General features: G+C 28.8%; 15 protein-coding genes and 1 pseudogene. All 16 read left to right on the forward strand.

The genetic code is table 11. The annotated features are described in order from the left end of the window. Nucleotides 1-10 precede the first annotated feature (10 nt). On the forward strand, nucleotides 11-1,111 hold the full coding sequence (locus BMX09_RS04145; protein WP_089746441.1) for a glycosyltransferase: 1,101 nt from the start codon (nucleotides 11-13) through the stop codon (nucleotides 1,109-1,111). Beyond that, on the forward strand, nucleotides 1,108-2,244 hold the full coding sequence (locus BMX09_RS04150) for an EpsG family protein (RefSeq protein ID WP_089746442.1): 1,137 nt from the start codon (nucleotides 1,108-1,110) through the stop codon (nucleotides 2,242-2,244). Before BMX09_RS04145 ends, BMX09_RS04150 begins: the two co-directional genes overlap by 4 nt. A 17-nt stretch (nucleotides 2,245-2,261) precedes the next feature. Further along, nucleotides 2,262-3,212, forward strand: coding sequence for a glycosyltransferase family 2 protein (locus BMX09_RS04155; RefSeq protein ID WP_089746443.1), 951 nt, complete (start codon nucleotides 2,262-2,264; stop codon nucleotides 3,210-3,212). Continuing rightward, nucleotides 3,213-4,643 carry a lipopolysaccharide biosynthesis protein gene (locus BMX09_RS04160; RefSeq protein WP_089746444.1) on the forward strand — a complete coding sequence of 477 codons (1,431 nt, stop codon included), beginning with the start codon at nucleotides 3,213-3,215 and terminating at the stop codon, nucleotides 4,641-4,643. A 20-nt stretch (nucleotides 4,644-4,663) separates the two neighbouring features. Then, complete coding sequence (gene rfbA / locus BMX09_RS04165; RefSeq protein ID WP_089746445.1) at nucleotides 4,664-5,548, forward strand: glucose-1-phosphate thymidylyltransferase RfbA; 885 nt, start codon at nucleotides 4,664-4,666, stop codon at nucleotides 5,546-5,548. A 17-nt stretch (nucleotides 5,549-5,565) separates the two neighbouring features. Continuing rightward, nucleotides 5,566-6,585 carry a dTDP-glucose 4,6-dehydratase gene (rfbB, locus tag BMX09_RS04170; RefSeq protein WP_089746446.1) on the forward strand — a complete coding sequence of 340 codons (1,020 nt, stop codon included), beginning with the start codon at nucleotides 5,566-5,568 and terminating at the stop codon, nucleotides 6,583-6,585. A 14-nt stretch (nucleotides 6,586-6,599) separates the two neighbouring features. Next, a complete protein-coding gene (locus BMX09_RS04175; protein ID WP_089746447.1) occupies nucleotides 6,600-7,793 on the forward strand; it encodes an ATP-grasp domain-containing protein in 1,194 nt (397 codons plus the stop codon). A 12-nt stretch (nucleotides 7,794-7,805) separates the two neighbouring features. After that, on the forward strand, nucleotides 7,806-8,759 hold the full coding sequence (locus tag BMX09_RS04180) for a hypothetical protein (protein WP_218138914.1): 954 nt from the start codon (nucleotides 7,806-7,808) through the stop codon (nucleotides 8,757-8,759). A gap of 11 nt (nucleotides 8,760-8,770) precedes the next feature. Next, nucleotides 8,771-10,039 carry an ATP-grasp domain-containing protein gene (locus BMX09_RS04185; RefSeq protein ID WP_089746449.1) on the forward strand — a complete coding sequence of 423 codons (1,269 nt, stop codon included), beginning with the start codon at nucleotides 8,771-8,773 and terminating at the stop codon, nucleotides 10,037-10,039. A gap of 15 nt (nucleotides 10,040-10,054) precedes the next feature. Next, the gene (locus BMX09_RS04190) at nucleotides 10,055-11,155 is read left to right on the forward strand and encodes a DegT/DnrJ/EryC1/StrS family aminotransferase (RefSeq protein ID WP_089746450.1); all 1,101 of its coding nucleotides are present in this window, start codon (nucleotides 10,055-10,057) and stop codon (nucleotides 11,153-11,155) included. A gap of 21 nt (nucleotides 11,156-11,176) precedes the next feature. Beyond that, entirely contained in the window at nucleotides 11,177-12,421 is a 1,245-nt protein-coding gene (locus BMX09_RS04195) for a nucleotide sugar dehydrogenase (RefSeq protein ID WP_281242674.1), read from the forward strand. 25 nt (nucleotides 12,422-12,446) lie between these two features. Then, entirely contained in the window at nucleotides 12,447-13,514 is a 1,068-nt protein-coding gene (locus BMX09_RS04200) for a GDP-mannose 4,6-dehydratase (RefSeq protein ID WP_089746451.1), read from the forward strand. Nucleotides 13,515-13,539: 25 nt separating this feature from the next. Next, nucleotides 13,540-14,460: an ATP-grasp fold amidoligase family protein gene (locus BMX09_RS04205; RefSeq protein WP_089746452.1), complete on the forward strand. Its 921-nt coding sequence runs from the start codon at nucleotides 13,540-13,542 to the stop codon at nucleotides 14,458-14,460. 56 nt (nucleotides 14,461-14,516) lie between these two features. Further along, on the forward strand, nucleotides 14,517-15,437 hold the full coding sequence (locus tag BMX09_RS04210) for an ATP-grasp fold amidoligase family protein (protein ID WP_089746453.1): 921 nt from the start codon (nucleotides 14,517-14,519) through the stop codon (nucleotides 15,435-15,437). 394 nt (nucleotides 15,438-15,831) lie between these two features. Further along, the gene (locus tag BMX09_RS04215) at nucleotides 15,832-16,329 is read left to right on the forward strand and encodes a serine acetyltransferase (protein WP_089746454.1); all 498 of its coding nucleotides are present in this window, start codon (nucleotides 15,832-15,834) and stop codon (nucleotides 16,327-16,329) included. Between the two features lie 218 nt (nucleotides 16,330-16,547). After that, nucleotides 16,548-16,780, forward strand: a pseudogene (locus BMX09_RS04220) (nucleotidyltransferase); the annotation flags it as partial.

Below are 16,780 nucleotides of genomic sequence, written 5' to 3' on the forward strand. Positions count from 1 at the left end.
GTAATAAAGGATGAATAAAATAAGAGTAATGTTTGTAACAGGCTCATTAACAAATGGTGGAGCTGAAAGGGTAATATCAATACTTTCTAATGGTTGTGCAAAATTAGGTGTTAGTGTAGTATTAGTCATTTTAAGAGAAAGAAAGGAAACTTATAGGATATCAGATCAAGTAATCTGTTATAGAATTAAAAGTGAAGATAGTAAATTTAAGTTATTTACTAGAATTCGTGAGTTACGCAAAATAATAAAAAAAGAAAAAATAGATATTTTAGTGCCGTTTTTACCCATCGTAACAATTTATACAGTGCTTGCAAACATAGGAATAAACAATAAAATAATTATGGTAGAACGAGCAGATCCTTATTTTACTAATACTAAAAATATAAAAGATGTAATAGGAAATATTATTTTTAGAAAAATGGGTTTATATAGCTTAGCAGATGCTATGGTATTCCAAACCGAAGATGCTGCGAATTATTATAAAAAATTCAAAAAAATAAAAACAGTAATTGTTAATCCGTTAGATGTATCTGATTTACCAACTCCATATAAAGGAAAAAGAAAAAAAGAAATAGTTGCGATTGGGAGATTATCAAGTGATAAAAATTTTCAATTATTAATAGAAGGATTTGCTGAATTTTCCAAAATTTATGATGACTATAAATTGATTATATATGGTGAAGGTGAGGAAAGAAAAAATCTTGAAAAAAAAATAATAGATGACAACCTTAGTGGAAAAGTGGAATTACCAGGATTTCAAAATAATGTGTTAGAAAGTATAAGAAATGCAAGTATATATGTGTCGACATCAAATCATGAAGGAATATCAAACTCGATGTTAGAAGCATTAAGTATAGGAGTTCCAACAATAGTAACAGACTGCCCTATAGGTGGAGCAAGAATGTTTGTTAAAAGTAATTATAATGGTATTTTAATTCCAGTTAATAATAAAGAAAAATTAGTTGAGGCAATGTTAAAAATAGTAGGTAATCAAGATTTTTCTAAAAAAATATCTTTAAACGCTATTAAAATAAAAAATGAATTGGGAGATAATATATTTAAGAAATGGATAACGGTATTTGAGTATTTAAAAGAAGGTGATAAAGGGTGAGTATTTATCTAATATGTTTTTTGACGTCATGTTTGTTTTTTTATTTTAGTGAAAAAACGAAAAGTAAAAAAAACTCAAAGATATTAACAATTATTGGAATAATAATCCCTAGTTTATTAGCAGGATTACGATCAGATTTAATTGGTACAGATGTTCAAGTATATGTAAAGCCTCTATTTGATATTGCACAAGAGTCAAATTCGTTATTTGATTACTTGCAAGCAAGGCTGAGTACGCGGTATGTATCTAGTATAGAATTGGGGTTTAATTTATTAGTATATATTACTACAAAACTGTTTGGTAATCTAAACGTTTTACTTACAATAATCGCAATGATGACGATTATACCGATATATAAAGGTATTAAATATTGGAATGGTGATGTAATTTTTTCTATGATGGTATTTTATCTGATGTTTTTTAATTCTAGTCTGAATTTAATGAGACAATTTATTGCTGTAGCGATACTTTTTTATGCTTTTAAGTATATTTATGAAAAACAATATTTAAAATATATAGCTTATGTTGTATTTGCAAGTCTTTTCCACAAAAGTGCATTAATTAGCTTGTTGATGCCAGTAATGTATATTTATCTTACTAATAGTAGTAAAATAAATATAGTAGTTTTTAGAAGAAAAATATTAGATAAACAATTAAATAGAGTGGTAATTATAACTATCTTTAGCGTAATTTTCTTAATATCGGCAAATAAGTTAGAGGCTATATTTGATATGATAAATATGAATTATTATTATAATTCATATTTGAATGGAAATTTAACGTTTTTATTAAGTGAGTTTATAATGAAAACACCTGTACTATTCTTACTTTTAATTAATTGGAAAAAAGTATCTAAAGTTGATGATAAAATACCTTTTTTTCTTGCAACAATGATTATAGATGTAATATTAAACCAATTGAGTACAGTTTCAGATCAAGCTGGTAGAATAGGCCTTTATTTTTCAATTTATAATATTTTATCATATCCACTTATTGCTAAAGGAATATATAAGAAAGATCTAAAAATAGTAGTAAAAGCTTGTATCATTATGTATATGTTTACATATTGGGGATACAATTACATTTATCAAGGTTTTGCTCAAACTTATCCTTATATAAGTGTATGGAAATAGGATGAAAAGGAGAAAATATGAAAGTATCAGTATATTGTTTAGTTTATAATCACGAAAAATATTTAAGAGATGCATTAAACGGTTTTGTCAATCAAGATGTTAATTTTGAATTTGAAGTCTTTGTTCATGATGATGCATCTACAGATAATTCTGTTCAAATTATAAAAGAATATGAAAAAAAATATCCACATATTATTAAACCGATTTATCAAAAAGAAAATAAATATTCTAAGGGAATTAAAATTTTTGATAAATATATTTACCCTAAAATGCAAGGTGAATATATTGCTGTATGTGAAGGAGATGATTATTGGTGTGATATACATAAACTTCAAAAACAAGTAGATTTTTTAGATAGCCATAAAAACTATATTGCATGTGTTCATAACACGAAGTTAATAGATTTATATAAAAATGGTATAGAAATAATCAAGTATGATAATGATGCAGAAAGAGATATTACATTTGAAAATGCATTAGAAGGAGTTAAAGGAAGTTATCATATTTCATCATTGATGTATAGATATGAATATGGTAGGAAAACACCAAAGTTCTTTGATATGATAAATGTTGGTGATTATCCTATGGGGATTTATTTAACAATGTCAGGAAAAGTTAGATATTTAAATGAAGTGATGTCCGTGTATAGATATGGTACAGATGGTTCATGGACAAGTAGAACTGGAATTTCTACATTAAACGAAAAAATTAATGAAAAAAAACAATTAATAAATTTTTATGAAGAGATAAAAATTTATACTAATGAAGAAAATTGTAGGAAATTAGATGTTCAAATTTTAGATCAAAAAATTGATATATTAACAATAAAAGGGGATTTTAAAAAAATCAAGACAGCTCCTTATAAGGATGTATTTAATGGGAAATCAAAAAAAATGAAATTAAAAATATTTATAAAATGTGTATTTCATAATTCATACATGAAGTATCATAATAGACGGAGTAAATAGATGAATAATAAGAGCAATATTTTTTCAAATTTTATTTGGCGATTTGCTGAACGAAGCGGGGCTCAAATTGTACAATTTATCGTATCAATAATCCTTGCACGAATATTATCACCTAGTGATTATGGAACTTTAGCCATAGTAATGGTTTTTATTTATATATTACAAGTGTTTGTTGATAGTGGGTTGGGAAGTGCGTTGGTTCAAAAAAAAGCTGCCGATGATTTAGATTTTTCATCAGTTTTCTTTTTTAATATGTTTGTTTGTACATTATTATATGGAATGGTGTTTGTAAGCGCACCGTTTATTGCAAATTTTTATAACAATCCAGCATTAACATCAATTACTAGAGTATTAGCGTTGATGCTAATTATTTCAGGTTTGAAAAATGTTCAACAAGCTTATGTTTCAAGAACTTTGCAATTCAAGAAGTTTTTCTTTGCAACTTCTGTTGGGACAATCATAGCAGCAATTGTTGGTGTATGGATGGCATATTCAGGGTTTGGAATTTGGTCGTTAGTAGGTCAAAAATTAATTAATATGTTAATTGATACAATAGTACTATGGTTTACGGTTAATTGGCGTCCGAAGTTTATGTTCTCTTTTAATCGACTAATAGCATTAATTTCATATGGTTGGAAGTTATTAGTGTCAGCATTATTGGATACTCTCTATACGAATATTAGATCGTTAGTAATTGGGAAATCCTATTCAGCTTCGGATTTAGCTTTTTATGATCAAGGGAATATGTTTCCTAAAACGATTGTTTCAAATATTAATGCAGCTATCGATAGTGTGTTATTCCCAGTCATGTCAAAATCTCAAGATGACCGAGTAGCGATTAAAAATATGACCAGACGTGCGATTAAAGTAAGTACTTATATCATGGCACCGATGATGATTGGCTTAGCAACAATTGCAACACCTCTAGTTTCATTAGTTTTAACCGATAAATGGTTATCGTGTGTATTCTTTATGAGGATTTTCTGTATCACCTATATGTTCTATCCGATTCATACGGCCAATTTGAATGCCATTAAAGCTATGGGACATAGTGATATTTTCTTGAAATTAGAAATTATTAAAAAAGTTATCGGATTAATTGTGCTATTTGCAACGATGTGGATTAATGTTAGAGCAATTGCTTATGGAGCATTATTTACAAGTTTTACAAGCCAAATTATTAATACTTGGCCGAACAAAAAATTATTAGATTATAGCTATTTAGAACAGCTAAAAGATATTTTACCAAGTATTTTATTAGCATTAGTGATGGGATTTGCAATTAGTTTCTTATCAGTCTTATCTGTTTCTAAATTAGTCTTAATTATCATTCAAATTATTTTAGGAGCAATTATTTATATTATTGGTTCTAAAGTATTAAAATTAGATTCATTTCAGTATCTATTAGGTATTATTAAAGGTCGTAAATAAATCACTAAAAGGAGGAAGTTATGAAAGGAATTATTTTAGCTGGAGGTAGTGGAACAAGACTATATCCATTAACACGTGTAACATCAAAACAACTTTTACCAGTCTATGATAAGCCGATGATTTTTTATCCCTTATCAACTTTAATGTTAGCTGGAATTCGTGATATCTTAATTATTGGTACACCGCAAGATATTTCACGTTTTGAGACATTATTAGGAGATGGTTCAAAATTAGGGATTAAATTATCTTATAAAGTTCAAGAAAAACCAGAAGGCTTAGCTCAAGCATTTATCTTAGGGGAAGATTTTATTGGTGATGATATGTGTGCCATGATTCTAGGAGATAACTTATTCTATGGTGGTTGGTTTAGTAAAAACTTAGCTGAAGCAGTTGAAAATGCTAAAAATGGTTACGCAACAATCTTTGGTTATTATGTTCAAGATCCAGAACGTTTTGGAATTGTTGAATTTGATAAAGATAAAAAGGTTGTATCTTTAGAAGAAAAACCACAAAATCCTAAATCAAATTATTGTGTAACAGGTCTTTATTTCTATGATAAGACAGTTGTTGAAAAAGCTAAACAAGTGCAATTCTCAGAACGAGGAGAATTAGAAATTACAGACTTAAATAAAATGTACTTAGAAGAAGATAAATTAAAAGTACAAATTTTAGGTCGTGGCTTTGCATGGTTAGATACAGGTACGATGGATAGCTTAATGGAAGCTTCATTATTCATTAGAACAGTTCAAAAACGTCAAGGTTTAGTGATTTCTTCACCTGAAGAGATTGCTTATCGTGAAAAATGGATTAATAAAGAACAATTATTAGCATTAGCAAAAGAATATGGTAAATCTTCTTATGGAGAACACTTATATCGTGTTGCTAAAGATAAGTTAATATTTTAAAGTATTGGAGATAAAAAATGAAAATAATCGTAACGGGTGGAGCTGGTTTTATCGGCTCTAACTTTGTATTTTATATGTTAAAGAAACATCCTGACTATCAAATTATTTGCGTTGATAGCTTAACGTATGCAGGTAATTTATCCACTTTAGCACCAGTTATGGATAATCCTAATTTTAAATTTGTAAAATTAGATATTTGTGATCGTGAAGGTGTGTATCAATTATTTGAAGAAGAACATCCTGATATGGTCGTTAACTTCGCAGCTGAATCCCATGTGGATCGTTCAATCGAAAATCCAGAAGTATTTTTACAAACAAATATTTTAGGAACAGCAGTCTTAATGGATGCTTGTCGTAAATATGGTATCAAACGTTACCACCAAGTATCAACCGATGAAGTATATGGGGACTTACCATTAGACCAACCAGAATTATTCTTTACTGAAGAAACACCAATTCATACTTCAAGTCCGTATTCATCATCAAAAGCATCAGCAGATTTATTAGTATTAGCTTATGAGCGTACATATGGATTACCAGTAACGATTTCTCGTTGCTCAAATAACTATGGACCATATCATTTCCCAGAAAAGTTAATTCCATTAATGATTGCCAATGCCTTAGCAGACAAACCATTACCAGTTTATGGTGAAGGCTTAAATGTTCGTGATTGGTTATATGTGGAAGATCACTGCAAAGCGATTGATTTAATTATTCATAATGGCAAAGTTGGCGAAGTTTATAATGTTGGTGGCCATAATGAAAAAACGAATATTGAAATTGTAAAAATTATCTGTCAAGAATTAAATAAACCAGAATCATTAATTACCTATGTTGAAGATCGTAAAGGTCATGATATGCGTTATGCCATTGATCCAACGAAAATTCACAATGAATTAGGTTGGCTACCAGAAACAAAATTTGAAGATGGAATCAAGAAAACAATCAAATGGTATTTAGAAAATGAAAAATGGTGGAAAGACATCATTTCTGGTGAATACCAAGAATATTATCAAAAAATGTACGAAAACAAATAAAAGAAGGTAATGAATTGAAAAAAATATTATTATTAGGCGGTTCAGCCCAACAAGTCGTTGCGATTGAAAAAGCTAAAGAATTAGGTTATTACACAGTATTATGTGATTATTTAACAGATAATCCAGGTCAACATCATGCAGATAAATTTTATTTATTAAGTACAACGGATAAAGAAGCTGTTTTAGAAATTGCAAAAAAAGAAGCGATTGATGGAATTGTTGCTTATGCATCAGATCCAGCAGCACCTACAGCAGCTTACGTATCAGAACAATTAGGCTTATCTACTAATCCTTATCAATCAGTGGAAACCTTATGTAATAAAGATAAGTTTAGAAAATTCTTATTGGATAATGGTTTTAACTCACCAAAAGCAAACGGCTATACAAGTGTTGAAGCAGCATTAAACGATATTACTAAATATCAGTTGCCAATTATTATTAAACCAGTTGATTCATCAGGTAGTAAAGGTGTGACTGTTGTAAGAACTTTAGATAATGTTGAGGTAGCCATTAATTTTGCTTTTAAATTTTCAAGAGGGAAACGAATTGTTGTCGAAGAGTTTATCGAGAAAAAACATCCATACTTAGTGGGGGGTGATATCTTTGTAAAAGATGGACAAGTTATTTTATGGGGATTATTAAATTGTCATCGAGATAATAATGTCAATTCATTAGTTCCGGTTGGAAAAAGTTATCCACTAACTTTAACAGAAGAAAATATTAATAATATAAAAACTACTCTACAATTAATAGTAGATAAGTTAGAATTTAAGACCGGTGCAATGAATATCGAGTTGATTGTCGATAAAAATAATCGAGTATTCCCAATCGATATTGGACCACGTAATGGTGGAAATATGATACCGGAATTATTAGCAAATATTTTTAATGTAGATGTAGTTGAAATGACAATTCAGAGTGCAATGGGAAATGATTTTACGGTTTTAATGAATAATGATAAGGGGTATTATGCTACTTATAATTTACATTCAAGTAAAGATGGTATCTTTAATCAAATTCAATATCATGAATCATTGAAACCATTTATTATGCGTGAATGTATTTATAAAGAACCAGGAGCTCAAGTGGAATTCTTTGATAATGCGGCTAAAGCTTTAGGAATTTTATTCTTAAAATTTGATACAAAAGAACAAATGGATCAATACATGGGTAATATGGAAACATATATCGATGTTATCTTAGATTAAAGAGGTATTATAATGGAAATAGGTGGATATATAGAATTAGAGAAATCTAATAAAAAAATGCTATATGCAGATAAAATACTCTTAAATGCAGGTAGAAATTGTTTGAAATATATTATTAAAGCTAAAAATATTCAAAAGATTTATTTGCCGTATTTTTTATGCGACTCTGTTAGAGATGCTTGTAAAGATGAATATATAAATATTGCTTATTATCATATTTCAGATAACTTTTTACCAAAGAGTATTGAATTACAGCATGATGAGTGGATATATGTTGTTAATTATTATGGGCAATTAAGTAATCAAAAATTAGAAGAATTACATAATGAGTTTTCTGGTCGAATGATTGTTGATAATGCACAAGCGTATTTTCAAGAGCCAGTAATAGGTATTGATACTTTATATACTTGTAGAAAGTTTTTCGGTGTAGCAGATGGGGCGATCTTATCAACTAGTCAGTTAATGACATCAGAATTATCTAAAGACGAATCATTTCAACATATGAATTTCTTATTAGGTAGATTTGAAAGAAGCGCTTCGGAATTTTATGGTGAGTATGCAGAAAATAACAAAAGATTTAAAAATGAACCAATTAAAAAGATGTCAGAATTAACGAAAAATTTATTAAATGGCATAGATTATGAATTTGTTAAAGAAGCCAGAACAACTAATTTTAATTACTTGCATCAACAATTGAAAGATATCAATCTATTAACAGTAACTAAAGTAGAAGGAGCATTTGCATATCCATTAATGATAGAGAATGCCGCTGAAATTAGAAAACAATTGATAGCTAAAAAAATCTATATTCCATTACTTTGGCCTAATGTTTTAGATGATGTAGAGGAAGATAGTTTAGAGTATCAATTGGCATTAAATATTCTTCCACTACCATGTGATCAAAGATATGGTGTTAAAGAAATGGATATAATTGTTTCAGAAATAATGAATCAATTAAGATTGTAAGGAGCGAATCAATGTATAAAAGATTAAAAGGTAAAAAATTAATAGTGTTAGGTGCAACAGCAGGAGAAATCAATCTAATTAAAAGAGCACAAGAACTAGGGATATATGTAATTGCTGCCGATTATAATACAGATTATACATTAAGCCCTGGAAAACTAGTTGCAGATGAAGCATGGGATATTAGTTGGTCTGATATTGATGAATTGGAAAAGAGATGTATTGCTGAAAATGTTGATGGTGCAATCGCAGGATATAGTGAATTTCGTATTGATAGTTTGATTCAATTGTGTGAACGATTAGATTATCCTTGTTACAGTAATAAAGAACAATTAGAAATTACAAGAGATAAAAAAATATTTAAAGATACTTGTAGAAAATATGCTGTACCAACAGTAAAAGAATATTCAACCGTAGAGAGTGTTGATAAATATCCTGTAATTGTAAAACCAGTCGATCGTGCAGGTTCAATAGGCATTAGTATTGCTAATTCGAAAGAAGAACTAGAAAAAGCATATCAATATGCAATGGATTTATCGGTTACAAAAGAAGTAATTATTGAAGAATATATTTATCAAGGTGGGAAAATAGATTTATACTATGCTATTCAAGATGGTGAGATTAAACTTATTTCATCATGTGATACGATTAATGCAAAAAATAATGGATTTGAAAGAGTTGTTCAAAGTGCATGGTTATATCCTTGTCGTAATGAAGATAAAGTATTAGAGAAATCTGATAATACTATTAGAAAAATGATTCAAGGTATGGGGATTAAATATGGCTGTATTTTCTTTTCAGGATTTTATAATGAAGAAACAGAAGATTTAAGTTTCTTTGAGTGTGGTTTTAGATTAGAAGGTGGCCATCAATCAACATATGTAGAGCAAAGAGGTCCATTTAATTATTTAGATATATTTTTAAATCACGCGTTACTTGGAGAGACTAAAGATGTGTATAATTCAAAAATTGATAAAGATTTAAAATGTTTAACTATTAATTTATATGGTAAAAAAGGGGTTATCAAATCAATTAAAGGATTTGAAGAACTTGATAAATATCCAGAATGTACCTTATCATTATGTCAATCTCGCATAGGAGAATCGTGTGATGATACACAAGCAATTTTAAATAAACTAGGTATGTTTGCTTTTAGTGGTAAAGATAGTATGGTATTAAAAGAGCGGGTAGAAGAAGCGTATAAATTAATCAATATTTTAGATGAGAATAATCAAGATATGATTTATGATAAAGTTCAAAATAATGAAATACTTAATTGGTAAAAGTGGAGTGATAAAATGTCAGAAAAAATTTTAGTAACACAATCTTCTATGCCTAGTATGGATGAATATGTTGAAGAGATAAAAGATATCTGGGCGAATTATTGGTTAACTAATATGGGACCAAAACATGAAGAGTTAAGAAATCAGTTAAAAACATATTTAGATGTAGCAGAAGTAGAATTATTTACAAATGGACATATGGCTATAGAACTAGCGCTGCAAGCAATGGATTTAACAGGTGAAGTGATTACAACACCATTTACATTTGCTTCAACAACTAATGCCATTATTCGTAATGGATTAGAACCAGTCTTTTGTGATATTGATCCAATTACATTTACAATGGATGTCAATAAAATTGAAGCTTTAATTACTGAAAAAACTTTAGCAATTATGCCAGTTCATGTATATGGCAATGTATGTAATGTTGAAGAGATTGAAAAAATTGCGGAAAAACACAATTTAAAAGTTATTTACGATGCAGCTCATACTTTTGGTGAAAAGTATAAAGGTCGTGGCATTGCTAGTTATGGTGATGCTTCATGCTTTAGTTTCCATGCAACAAAAGTCTTTAATAGTGTTGAAGGTGGAGCAACTTGCTTTAATGACCAAGAATTTGGTAGAAGATTATACAATCTTAAAAACTTTGGTATCGCAGGGGAAGATATTGAAGAAATCGGTCCAAATGCTAAAATGAATGAGTTTTGTGCAGCTATGGGCTTATGCAATTTAAGACATGTTGACGAAGAAATTGCTAAAAGAAAACAAGTTGTAGAGCGTTACCGTAACCGTTTAGCAGATATTCCAGGAATTCAATTAAATTGCATCCAAGAAGATTTAGAATCAAATTACGCTTATTTTCCAGTAGTATTTGATCCAGAAGTTTATGGTATGAATCGTGATGAAGTCTTAGAACTATTAAAAGAAAATAATATCATGGCTAGAAAATACTTCTATCCATTAACAAGTGAATTCTCTTGTTTTAAAGGTAAGTATGATGCTAACGAAACCCCAGTAGCACTAAGAATCTCACAAAATGTTTTAACATTACCTTTATATGCAGAATTAAGTTTAGAAAATGTAGATAGAATTTGTGATGTGATTAGAAATAAATAACAGAAAGTAGGTATACGGATAATGAATAACATTAAAATCGCAGTAGCAGGTACAGGATATGTAGGATTAAGTATTGCAACGTTACTTAGCCAACATCACCCAGTAGTTGCAGTAGACATTATTGAAGAAAAAGTAGAAATGATTAATAATAAGATTTCACCAATTCAAGATGATGAAATAGAAAAATTTTTAAAAACAAAAGACTTAGATTTAGTGGCAACAACCGATCAAGAAAAAGCTTATACAGATGCTGATTTTGTTGTAATTGCAGCTCCAACAAACTATGATTCTAAAAAGAACTTCTTTGATACATCAGCAGTTGAAAGTGTAATTGCAAATGTTATGAAGTATAATCCTGAAGCAATTATGATCATCAAATCAACAATTCCAGTTGGTTATACAGAATACGTTAAGGAAAAAATGGGCACAAAAAATATTTTATTTAGTCCAGAATTCTTACGTGAAAGTAAAGCTTTGTATGATAACCTATACCCAAGCCGTATTATCGTAAGTACTGATCCAGAAGACGAAAGATTAAATCAAGCAGCACACACATTCGCTGAATTACTACAAGAAGGTGCGATTAAAGAAGATATCGATACATTATTCATGGGTTCAACGGAAGCGGAAGCAGTTAAATTATTTGCTAATACATATTTAGCATTACGTGTATCATACTTCAATGAATTAGATACTTATGCTGAAATGAAAGGTTTAGACTCACAAGCAATTATCGAAGGTGTTGGATTAGATCCACGTATCGGTTCACACTATAATAACCCATCATTTGGTTACGGTGGATACTGTTTACCAAAAGATACAAAACAATTATTAGCAAACTATGGCGATATGCCACAAAATATGATTTCAGCTATTGTTGAATCTAACCGTACAAGAAAAGAGTTTATTGCAGATCGTGTATTAGAACTTGCTGGTGGCTATGATGAAAATAGCCAATGGGATGCAAATAAAGAAAAAGATCAACCAATTGTAGGTGTATACCGCTTAACAATGAAATCAAATTCAGATAACTTCCGTCAAAGTAGTATTCAAGGCGTTATGAAACGTATTAAAGCAAAAGGCGTTGAAGTAGTTGTTTATGAACCAACCTTAAAAGATGGTGAAACATTCTTTGGTAGTAAAGTTATTAATGACCTAGCTAAATTTAAAGAAGTATCAAATGCGATTGTTGCTAACCGTTATGATAGTTGTTTAGATGATGTACAAGAAAAAGTATATACACGAGATATCTTTAAGCGTGACTAAAAATTTGTAATAAGGAAGTGTTTAGATGGAAAATATTAACCTAGAAAATAAAACAGTCTTAATTACTGGTGTAGCTGGTTTTATTGGTTCTAACTTGGCAGAACAATTATTTGAAACAGTAAAAGGTGTAAAAATTATTGGAATTGATAGTATTACTGATTACTATGATGTGAAGTTAAAAGATTATCGTTTAGAAAGATTATCGAAGTATCCCAATTTCACTTTTATTAAAGGGAGTATTTCTGATAAAGCATTAATCGACTCATTATTTGCTGAATATAAACCTAAAATTGTAGTTAATTTAGCAGCACAAGCAGGAGTAAGATATTCAATTGAAAATCCTGGTGCTTATATGGAATCGAATGTGATTGGTTTTTATAATTTATTAGAAGCTTGTCGTCATTCGTATGATAATGGGGAATCAGGAGTTGAACATTTAGTTTATGCTTCATCTTCATCAGTTTATGGATCTAATAAAAAAGTGCCATATTCAACAGATGATAAAGTTGATAATCCAGTATCATTATATGCCGCAAGTAAAAAGAGCAATGAATTAATGACTCATGCCTATTCTAAGTTGTACAATATTCCAGCAACAGGCTTACGTTTCTTTACGGTTTATGGCCCAGCTGGACGTCCTGATATGGCTTACTTCGGATTTACTAATAAATTACGTAATGATGAAATGATTCAAATTTTTAATTATGGTAATTGTAAACGTGACTTCACCTATATTGATGATATTGTTGAAGGTGTGACACGTGTAATGGCGAAAGCACCAGCAAGAAAAACAGGTGAAGATGGCTTACCAGTACCACCATATGCGATTTACAATATCGGTAATAGCAATCCAGAAAACCTATTAGAATTTGTCGATATTTTACAACAAGAATTAATTCGTGCAGGAGTATTGCCAAGTGATTATGATTTTGATGCCCATAAAGAATTAGTACCAATGCAACCAGGAGATGTACCAGTAACTTATGCTGATACATCTGCTTTAGAACGTGATTTTGGATTCAAACCATCGACATCATTGCGCGAGGGTTTAAGAGAATTTGCAGAGTGGTATAAAGAATTTTATATGGTATAATAAATTATTATAGAAAGAGGAGAATATGAAAAATAACTTAAAAAAAATATGTAGAGTACTAAAGATAGAATCAGATGCGAAGTTAATATTTTTAAAAAATAGAGAATGGAGGTTTAAACTATTATATAATAGTGATAGCAAAAAGGAAGACTATATAAAAAAATTCTTCAAAAAAAGTTTAGGTTATGAAATAGATTTTAATAAAGAACCTGAAACATTTAATCAAAAAGTTCAATTTAGAAAATTATATGATAATAATCCTCTATATGCAGTATGTGCAGATAAATATCGTGTAAGAGAATACGTTAAAGAAAAGATTGGTGAAGAATATTTGATTCCATTACATTTAGTAACAGACAAGTTAACAATAGAACAATGGAATCAATTGCCAAATTCTTTTGTAGCTAAAGCCAACCATAATAGTGGCCCAGTTCAAATTGTAAAAGATAAAAGAAAAGCTAACGCTAAAGAAATTATTAAAGAATTGAATAATCAATTAAAAATAGATTATGGTATCATTTCTATGGAAAAATATTATAGTGATATTCCAAGAAAAATCATTGTTGAAGAATTTTTAGAAGGAGAAGCAACTGAATATAAATTCCATTGTTTTAATACAGATAAAATTGTATTAGAAAAAATAACGAAGGCTTCTGTTATGAGTAACATGTATGATCCATATACTTGGGAAAAATTTAATTTTACTACAGGAAATGAAATTGATCAAAATGATTATGAAAAACCAGAAAATTATGAAAAAATGATTGATATTGCAAAAGAATTGTCGAAAGATTTTGAATATGCAAGAATTGATTTGTATAATATTCAAGGGAAAATTTATGTTGGAGAAATTACTTTTTGTGAAAATAGTGGTTTTGGTAAGATTACTGATGAAAAATGGGATTATAAATTAGGACACTATTGGCAACAAAAAATAATGAAGTAGAAAAATGATATAAAAGTCTTAATATGGCTTAAATTTATTATGTGAAGAGGATGTTTATGAAAAAAAATATAAAAAAACTATGTAAAACTTTTAAAATAGATAAAGATATAAATATACTTTATTTTAAAATACAAGAAAAAACACGCAAATATTTATATCCTAACAATTATTTAAAAGAACAATATATATCAAAAAGTTTTAAAAAAAGTTTAGGGTATGAAATGAATTTTAATAAAAAACCTGAAACATTTAATCAAAAAGTTCAATTTAGAAAATTATATGATAATAATCCTCTATATGCAGTATGTGCTGATAAATATCGTGTAAGAGAATACGTTAAAGGAAAGATTGGTGAAGAATATTTAATTCCATTACATTTAGTAACAGATAAGTTAACAATAGAACAATGGAATCAATTACCAAATTCTTTTGTAGCTAAAGCTAATCATAATAGTGGACCAGTTCAAATTGTAAAAGATAAAAGCAAAGCTAATGCCAAAGAAATCATTAAAGAATTAAACAACCAATTAAAATTAGATTACGGAATTCTTTCAATGGAAAAATATTATAGCGATATTCCGAGAAAGATTATTGTTGAACAATTTTTAGAAGGTGAAATGTCAGAATATAAATTCCATTGTTTTAATACTAATAAAATTATATTAGAAAAAATAACAAAAGCTTCTGTTATAAGTAATATGTATGATCCGTATACTTGGGAAAAATTTAATTTTACTACAGGAAATAAAATTGACAAAAATGATTACGAAAAACCAGAAAATTATGAAAAAATGATAGAAATTGCAAAAAAGTTATCGGAAGATTTTGAATATGCAAGAATTGATTTATATAATATTAAAGGAAAAATTTATGTTGGAGAAATTACTTTTTGTGAAAGTAGTGGCTTTGGTAAATTTACTGATGAAAGATGGGATTATAAATTAGGTGAGTATTGGAACCAAGCCATATTGAAATAATAAAAGCCATAAAATCGGTTGAATATTAGACATCTAGTTACTAATTATTGAAGTCGATAATGGTCAACAGGATATTTCATAGTAGGAGTTTGAATTCAGTAAATCAACATACTTGACCTGTTAATATATTTTACTATATGTAAGTATGTACCTTAAAGAAACCTTCTGCTAAATAGCGACTATAATAGTTAGAAAATATAAATCAATCTTATACTTGAAGAGATGATACTTTATTTATTGAATAGCTTAAATTATGATAAAAATCCAATATAAATATAATGATAAATAAAGCATTGATGCAGCCTATACACTATGATATTAATGAAAATTTTCAAATAAATCAAAGATATGGAATGAAGAAGATAAGTAAAGTGTACAAAAAGGAGAACAATAAATGTATAATCAAGATAAGAAGAGATATGGTTCTGGTAGGATACCTTATTTCCAAAAGTTATATAGAAAGACACAGTCAGCAAATAATAAGTTTTTAAAAATGTTCTATAAAGTAATTTTTACTTTAGCTAAGAGAAAGAAATTTATTGAATTAAGTGCCGATACCGTAATTGGAGAAGGTTTATACTTTGGCCATGCGTACTGTATTACAATTAACCCGAATGCAAAATTAGGAAAAAATATTAATTTACATAAAGGAGTTACTATCGGACAAGAAAATCGAGGTAAACGAAAAGGCGCTCCAACTATTGGGGATGAAGTTTGGATAGGAATTAATTCAACAATTGTAGGTAATGTAACTATTGGGAATAATGTATTAATTGCACCTAATACATATGTGAATTGCGATATTCCTGATAATTCTATTGTATTTGGTAATCCATGTATTATTAAACGTTCTCAAAATGCAACAGAAGATTATATTAATCGAAAAGTGTAGTTAGTTAGATATAAAAATGTTTATTAGAAGTTAGGCTAATATAGCTAGCTTCTTTTTTGTTTAACATAGATGTTGTAAACGTTATCTTTTTCATATTTTATCCATTTCTTACCCATGTTTTCTGTGGTATACTATAAAAAGCGTATTTTACGGGAGATTTTAAGTTTTCCGTAGCTGTTATATCAAATAAGATAAATAACATTTAAAGGAGCAATATATTGAACACATCATTATTAATTATGGCTGCTGGTATCGGTTCGCGATTCGGTGGCGGAATCAAGCAATTAGAAGCAGTTGGACCAAATGGCGAGATTATTATGGATTATTCGATTCATGATGCGATTGAGGCTGGTTTTAATAAGGTAGTATTTATTATTCGTAAGGACATTGAAGATGATTTCAAGGAGATTATTGGCGAGCGTATTGAAGCTGTGTGTAAGGAGAATCAAGT

It is taken from the genome of Granulicatella balaenopterae (genome assembly GCF_900111135.1).
Taxonomy (GTDB): Bacteria; Bacillota; Bacilli; order Lactobacillales; family Aerococcaceae; genus Granulicatella; species Granulicatella balaenopterae.

Bases quoted from the DNA above. Each gene is read 5' to 3' on its own strand.
- BMX09_RS04215 (WP_089746454.1), top strand. From the start codon at position 15,832: ATGTATAATCAAGATAAGAAGAGATATGGTTCTGGTAGGATACCTTAT.
- BMX09_RS04195 (WP_281242674.1), top strand. From the start codon at position 11,177: ATGAATAACATTAAAATCGCAGTAGCAGGTACAGGATATGTAGGATTA.
- BMX09_RS04190 (WP_089746450.1), top strand. From the start codon at position 10,055: ATGTCAGAAAAAATTTTAGTAACACAATCTTCTATGCCTAGTATGGAT.
- BMX09_RS04180 (WP_218138914.1), top strand. From the start codon at position 7,806: ATGGAAATAGGTGGATATATAGAATTAGAGAAATCTAATAAAAAAATG.
- BMX09_RS04205 (WP_089746452.1), top strand. From the start codon at position 13,540: ATGAAAAATAACTTAAAAAAAATATGTAGAGTACTAAAGATAGAATCA.
- BMX09_RS04185 (WP_089746449.1), top strand. From the start codon at position 8,771: ATGTATAAAAGATTAAAAGGTAAAAAATTAATAGTGTTAGGTGCAACA.
- BMX09_RS04145 (WP_089746441.1), top strand. From the start codon at position 11: ATGAATAAAATAAGAGTAATGTTTGTAACAGGCTCATTAACAAATGGT.
- rfbB (WP_089746446.1), top strand. From the start codon at position 5,566: ATGAAAATAATCGTAACGGGTGGAGCTGGTTTTATCGGCTCTAACTTT.
- BMX09_RS04200 (WP_089746451.1), top strand. From the start codon at position 12,447: ATGGAAAATATTAACCTAGAAAATAAAACAGTCTTAATTACTGGTGTA.
- BMX09_RS04160 (WP_089746444.1), top strand. From the start codon at position 3,213: ATGAATAATAAGAGCAATATTTTTTCAAATTTTATTTGGCGATTTGCT.
- BMX09_RS04155 (WP_089746443.1), top strand. From the start codon at position 2,262: ATGAAAGTATCAGTATATTGTTTAGTTTATAATCACGAAAAATATTTA.
- rfbA (WP_089746445.1), top strand. From the start codon at position 4,664: ATGAAAGGAATTATTTTAGCTGGAGGTAGTGGAACAAGACTATATCCA.
- BMX09_RS04210 (WP_089746453.1), top strand. From the start codon at position 14,517: ATGAAAAAAAATATAAAAAAACTATGTAAAACTTTTAAAATAGATAAA.